This is a genomic window from Curtobacterium sp. MCBA15_007 (genome assembly GCF_001864905.1).
GTDB lineage: Bacteria > Actinomycetota > Actinomycetes > Actinomycetales > Microbacteriaceae > Curtobacterium > Curtobacterium poinsettiae.
In genome coordinates this window covers 38,814-45,042 of record NZ_MJGM01000017.1, presented here as the reverse complement: position 1 = coordinate 45,042, position 6,229 = coordinate 38,814, and the positions used below count along the sequence as shown (strand labels likewise).

Below are 6,229 nucleotides of genomic sequence, written 5' to 3'. Positions count from 1 at the left end.
CGGGCCTCCTGTCCGTCAGGAACGCGCGTCTAGTACGTCGACGCGATCAGGTTCTCGGGGACGTCGCGGGCGGCGTCCTGGTCGACGAAGAAGACGGTGCGCTTGCGGCCCTGCACGCCTCCGACGGGGACGTCGTCGACCGACGCGCCGGCGAGGGCGAGCCCCAGCACCGACGCCTTCTCGGCGCCGGACAGGATGACCCAGACGCGCTGCGAGGCGTTGATCACCAGGTAGGTGACGGTCAAGCGCTGCGGCGGCGGCTTGGGGGAGTCGTCCACCGACACGACAGCGCGGTCGGTGACGGTGAGCTGCGGGAACTCCGGGAAGAGCGATGCGGTGTGTCCGTCCGGGCCGACACCCAGCAGGGTGATGTCGAAACGCGGAGCAACGGCACCCTCGGGCGCGGCGTCCTGCAGCTCACGCTCGTACTGGCTCGCAGCGGCCTCGATGTCGAGCCCGCCGTCCGAGGCCGGCATCGGGTGGATGTTCGACGCGGGGATGTCCACGTGGTCGAAGAAGTCGGTCTGCGTGCCGGTGGTGTTGCGGTCGGCGTCGTCCGACGGGACCCAGCGCTCGTCGACCCACCAGACGTGCACCTTCGACCAGTCGACGCTCTCGCGCGCTGGCGACTGGCCGATCGCGGCGAGGACGAGGGACGACACCGAGCCACCGCTGATCGCGATGTCGGCGCGCTCCTGCTCGTCGAGCACGTCGATGATCTTGGTGATGAAGCGTGCGGCGACCGAAGCGCCGAGGGCCTGCTTGTCGGGGTGCACGAGCACCCGCCGTTCGTTGGTCACGTGACTCCCGTGTTCGTGGCGGCCGACCGGTCGTCCGACCGCCTTCGGTCCGGTCGGGCCGCCTGCACCAGACAGACGGCCCGACCGTGTGGGGTGTGGATCAGCGGGCGATGGTCTCGCGCAGCTGGGGCACCCCGTGCTTGACGACGTCTCCGAAGAGGACGTCCGGGTCGAGTCTACGGAGTTCCTCGGCCAGGCAGTCACGCAGGTTGCGGCGTGGCAGCGACAGGTCGTGCGTCGGCTGGCCGGGCATCGAGAGCGTGGCGACGTCCACCAGGGAACGCTCGAGCTCGATGGTCCCGGACTCGCGGACGAGCTTCACGCCGTGGATACCGCTCGACCCCGTCGCACGGGGCGACGTGACGACGGACACCGGCACCTGGAGCTGCAGCTGCAGCCAGGCGGCGAGCAGGATCGTCGACGGGCTGTCGGACGCTCCGGAGACCTCGACCGCGGTGATCGGCTCGTACGGCGGCTGGTCGAGCGCCGCGGCGAGCTGGTTCCGCCACAGGGTGAGACGGGTCCAGGCGAAGTCGGTGTCACCCGGCACGTAGGACGCGCCGAGGGCCTCGATCGCACCGTTCGGGTCCTTCTGCGCGGCAGCGTCGGTGATCCGGCGCTGCGCGATGCGGCCCAGGGCCGACGCCGCGGGCTGCTCCGGAGCCGTCTGCGGCCACCAGGCCACGACGGGTGCGTCCGGCAGCAGGAGCCCGGTGACCAGGCTCTCCTCGTCGGTCGCGGTCTCGCCGTACGCACGGAGGACGATGACCTCGCTCGCACCCGCGTCGCTGCCGACACGGATCTGCGCGTCGAGGCGCCCGGGGGACTTCGTGTCACCGCTGTTCTTCGAGACGATGATCACGCGCATCGGGTGCTCGCGGGACGCTTCGTTCGCCGCCTCGATCGCCTCTTCCTCGTGGCCGAGGGCCGTCGAGATGATGAGGGTCAGCACCCGGCCGAGGGCGACAGCGCCGCCCTCTTCGCGGATGCGGACGAGCTTCTTCTGGATCTTCGACACCGTGGTGTCGGGCATGTCGATCTTCACGGACGCCTCCAGGTCCGACCGTCGCGGGCGAGCAGGGCATCGGCGGATGCCGGACCCCACGTGCCGGGACGGTACTGCTCGGGCTGGCCCTGCGTGGCCCAGAACTCCTCGATGGGGTCGAGGATCTTCCAGGACAGCTCGACCTCCTGGTGCCGCGGGAACAGCGGCGGGTCACCGAGGAGCACGTCGAGGATGAGTCGCTCGTACGCCTCGGGGGATGCCTCGGTGAACGCGTGGCCGTAGCCGAAGTCCATCGTCACGTCGCGCACCTGGGTGCCGACGCCCGGGACCTTCGATCCGAAGCGGAGCGTGACGCCCTCGTCCGGCTGGACGCGGATCACCAGGGCGTTCTGCCCGAGCGGGGACTGCGAATTGCCGTAGACGTCCTCGGGGACGCGCTTGAACACGATCGCGATCTCGGTCACACGACGGCCGAGACGCTTGCCGGCGCGCAGGTAGAACGGGACGCCCTGCCAGCGACGCGTGGCGATGTCGAGCTTGATCGCCGCGTAGGTCTCGGTGCCGGACTCGGGGTCCATGCCGCCTTCCTCGAGGAAGCCGAGCACCTTCTCGCCGCCCTGCCACCCACCGGCGTACTGCCCGCGGGCGGTTGCGGTGGAGAGGTCCTCGGGCAGACGCACGGCGGAGAGCACCTTCTCCTTCTCGGCGCGCAGGTCGGCGGCCTTGAACGAGACGGGCTCCTCCATCGCGGTGAGCGCGAGGAGCTGCAGCAGGTGGTTCTGGATGACGTCGCGTGCCGCGCCGATGCCGTCGTAGTACGCGGCTCGTCCGGCGACGCCGATGTCCTCGGCCATCGTGATCTGCACGTGGTCGACGTAGTTCGAGTTCCAGATGGGTTCGTACATCTGGTTCGCGAACCGGAGCGTCAGGAGGTTCTGGACGGTCTCCTTGCCGAGGTAGTGGTCGATGCGGAACACGTCGTCGGGAGCGAAGACGCTCTCGACGATCGCGTTGAGCTCGCGCGCGGTGCGGAGGTCGGAGCCGAACGGCTTCTCGACGACCACGCGGCTCCAGGAGCCCTCGCGCTTCTCGGTCAGCCCGGACAGCTTGAGCTGCTCGGTGACGACCGGGAACATCTTGGGTGGGATGGACAGGTAGAACGCGTGGTTGCCCAGCGTCCCGCGCTCGGCGTCGAGGTCGTCGACGGTGCGCTTGAGCTCGCGGAACGCCTCGGGGTCGTCGAACGAGCCCTGCACGAAGCGGATGCCCTGTTCGAGCTGACGCCAGACGTCCTCGTCGAACGGGGTGCGGGAGTGCTCCTTGACGGCGTCGTGCACGAGCTGGGAGAAGTCTTGGTCCTCCCAGTCGCGACGAGCGAACCCGACGAGCGCGAACCCCGGGGGCAGGAGCCCCCGGTTGGCCAGGTCGTAGACCGCGGGCATCAGCTTCTTGCGTGACAGGTCGCCCGTCACACCGAAGATGATGAGCGTGCTCGGTCCCGCGATCCGGTTCAGTCGACGATCCGTCGGCAGCCGGAGCGGGTTGTGCTCCGGGGTGATTGCCACCGGTGACATGAGTCGGTGAACTCCTTACGAGTCAGGGGGAGACGGCGGCCGCGATCGCCGCGGTGGCGGCGAGGACGTCCGACGTGGTGAGGGTGAGGACCGGTCGGCCGTGTTCGGCGAGGACACTCGCGTCACCGGCCGCCTGGGCCTGGAGGAGCTGCCCGAACGTGAACGGCCGACCCGGGATCGCCAGGTCCTCGGCTTCGTCGGCCACGATCTGCAGGAACACTCCCGTTGCGGGGCCGCCCTTGTGGTACTGGCCGGTCGAGTGCAGGAACCGCGGGCCGTACCCGAAGGTGACGGGGCGTTCCGTGCGCGCCGCGATCGCGTCGCGCAGCGACTCGAGGCCGCTGTTCGCGGTGCGGTCGACGTACGCCTGCACCGACACGTAGCCGGTCGGGTCGAGTGCGGACACCAGGCCCGACACGGCTTCCGAGAGCGTCGCACCGATGGCGAGTCCGGGCGTCGCGCGGACGGCGATGCTGTCCTCGGAGAACGCCGGCTCAGCCGCGGCGGGGCGGTCGTCGAGCAGTGCGCGCGTCGCGACCTTGGCGGCCTCGACGTCGGGCTGGTCGAACGGGTTGATGCCGAGCAGGCGACCGGCGACCGCGACGGCGTACTCCCAGACGAGGATCTGGCCACCGAGCGTGCCGGTGATCTCGACCTCGCCCTCGGCCACGTGACGCTCGTCCTCGCGCGAACCGACCAGGCGGATGACCTGGACGTCGGGCAGGCCGGCGGTGACCTCGGGGGAGTCCGCGTGCAGCACGACGGGCAGCAGGCCGCGGCCGTCCTTGCCGGTCGACTCCGCGATCAGCTGTTCGACCCAGTCGCCGAAACCGACGATGTGCGTGCCGTCGGGCACGATGGCGATCTTGTCGCGCAGCGGCTCGGTGCCGGCGAGGACCGCACCGAGCACGAGCCCGGGGTTCTCGTCCAGGTCGACCGAGAGCAGCGCGGAGATGGCGTCGGCTTCGTCGAGGAGCTCGGCGATGTCCGCTCCGGCGAGACCGGACGGCACGAGGCCGAAGGCGGTGAGCGCGGAGTAGCGGCCGCCGACGGTGGGGTCGGCGGTGAAGACGCGGTACCCGGCGTCGGTCGCGGCTGCCTCGAGCGCGGAGCCCGGGTCGGTGACGACGACGATGCGGCCGGCCGGGTCGATACCGGCGTCGCGGAACGCCTGCTCGTAGACCCGGCGCTGCGAATCGGTCTCGAGCGTCGAACCGGACTTCGACGAGACGACGAGCACGGTGCGCTCGAGGTCGGTCGTCACGGCGGCGTGGACCTGCGCGGGATCGGTCGAGTCGAGGACCGTGAGGGGGACACCGGCCGTGCGCGTGATGACCTCGGGTGCGAGCGACGAGCCGCCCATGCCGGCGAGGACGACGTGGTCGACCCCTTCGGCACGGAGCGACTCGCGCAGCGCGGTCACCTCGGCGACGAGTGGGCGGGAGACCGAGACGGCCTCCACCCAACCGAGGCGCTTCGACGCCTCGGCCTCGGCGGTGGCTCCCCACAGATCGGCGTCCTGGGCGGTGATGCCCGAGGCCACCAGGTCAGCGACGAGCCGCGGGACCACCTGTTCGATGGCCCGCGCGGCGTCGCCGCTGGCTGCGATGGAAACCGTCACTACTTGGCGCCCTCGAGCGCTGCCTTGACGGTGTCGACGAGCTCGCCCCAGGAGACGTTGAACTTGTCCACGCCCTCCTTCTCGAGCAGCGCGACGACCTCGTCGTAGTCGACACCCTGCGCGGCGAGCTGGTCGAGGACCTGCTGCGCCTGGTCGAAGGTGCCGGCGATGGCGTCGCCGTGGATCTCACCGTGGTCGAACGTGGCGTCGAGCGTCTTGCCCGGCATCGTGTTGACGGTGTTCGGGGCGGCGAGCTCGGTCACGTAGAGCGTGTCGGGGAGCGACGGGTCCTTGACACCGGTCGAGGCCCAGAGCGGACGCTGCGTGTTGGCACCGGACTCGAGCAGGCCCAGGGCGCGCTCGGAGGCGAACGCCTCGGTCCAGACCTGGTAGGCGAGCTGCGCGTTGGCGATGCCGGCCTTCGACTTCAGGGCCTTGGCCTCGTCGGTGCCGACGGCGTCCAGGCGCTTGTCGATCTCGGAGTCGACGCGCGACACGAAGAACGACGCGACCGAGTGGATCTTGGAGAGGTCGTGGCCGGCGGCCTTGGCCTTCTCGAGCCCACCGAGGTAGGCGTCGATGACGGCGCGGTAGCGCTCGAGCGAGAAGATCAGCGTGACGTTGACGGAGATGCCCGCGCCGATGACCTCGGTGATCGCCTCGAGACCCTCGAGCGTCGCCGGGATCTTGATGAGGACGTTCTCCTTGCCGACCTTCTCGAACAGGAACTTGGCCTGCTCGATGGTCTTGGCGGTGTCGTGCGCCAGACCCGGCTCGACCTCGATCGAGACGCGGCCGTCGAAGCCCTTGGTCTCGTCGTAGATCGGCTTGAAGACGTCGGATGCGTTCGCGACGTCCTGCGTGGTGATCGCGAAGATCGCGTCGGTCACGTCGGTGCCCGCAGCGGCGAGCTCCTTGACCTGCGCGTCGTAGCGCTCGCCCTTGGCGAGGGCCGACGCGAAGATCGTCGGGTTCGTCGTCACACCGACGACGTTCTTCTGCTCGATGAGCTCGGTGAGCTTGCCGGTCTCGAGGAGCTCGCGGGAGAGGTCGTCGAGCCAGATGCTCACGCCGACCGCGGAGAGGGCGGCGGTGGGGGTGTTCTCAGCCATGTGTTTCTCTTCTTCTTTCATCGACGGGTCCGTGAGGACCGTGAGTCGGGGTTTCGGGGACGGGAGGCCCGTGGCGGAACCGAGCCGGGCCTCCCGGAAGAAGGGCCGGATCCGGA

General features: G+C 69.9%; 5 protein-coding genes. All 5 read right to left on the bottom strand.

Translation table 11 applies throughout. The features are described 5' to 3' along the window. Positions 1-29: 29 nt before the first annotated feature. The 5 genes from pgl to tal all read right to left on the bottom strand — a co-directional run bounded on the left by pgl (position 30) and on the right by tal (position 6,113). Positions 30-800 (bottom strand): 6-phosphogluconolactonase, encoded by a 771-nt coding sequence (pgl, locus tag BIU95_RS09235; RefSeq protein WP_071251505.1) that lies wholly within the window; start codon positions 798-800, stop codon positions 30-32. Positions 801-900: 100 nt separating this feature from the next. Then, positions 901-1,845, bottom strand: coding sequence for a glucose-6-phosphate dehydrogenase assembly protein OpcA (locus BIU95_RS09230; RefSeq protein ID WP_027465684.1), 945 nt, complete (start codon positions 1,843-1,845; stop codon positions 901-903). Further along, positions 1,842-3,380 carry a glucose-6-phosphate dehydrogenase gene (gene zwf / locus BIU95_RS09225; protein WP_017887260.1) on the bottom strand — a complete coding sequence of 513 codons (1,539 nt, stop codon included), beginning with the start codon at positions 3,378-3,380 and terminating at the stop codon, positions 1,842-1,844. Before zwf ends, BIU95_RS09230 begins: the two co-directional genes overlap by 4 nt. Positions 3,381-3,402: 22 nt before the next feature. Continuing rightward, entirely contained in the window at positions 3,403-5,001 is a 1,599-nt protein-coding gene (locus BIU95_RS09220; protein ID WP_071251504.1) for a glucose-6-phosphate isomerase, read from the bottom strand. Next, complete coding sequence (tal, locus tag BIU95_RS09215; RefSeq protein WP_017887262.1) at positions 5,001-6,113, bottom strand: transaldolase; 1,113 nt, start codon at positions 6,111-6,113, stop codon at positions 5,001-5,003. Before tal ends, BIU95_RS09220 begins: the two co-directional genes overlap by 1 nt. Positions 6,114-6,229: the final 116 nt, after the last annotated feature.

Bases quoted from the DNA above. Each gene is read 5' to 3' on its own strand.
- zwf (WP_017887260.1), bottom strand. From the start codon at position 3,380: ATGTCACCGGTGGCAATCACCCCGGAGCACAACCCGCTCCGGCTGCCG.
- tal (WP_017887262.1), bottom strand. From the start codon at position 6,113: ATGGCTGAGAACACCCCCACCGCCGCCCTCTCCGCGGTCGGCGTGAGC.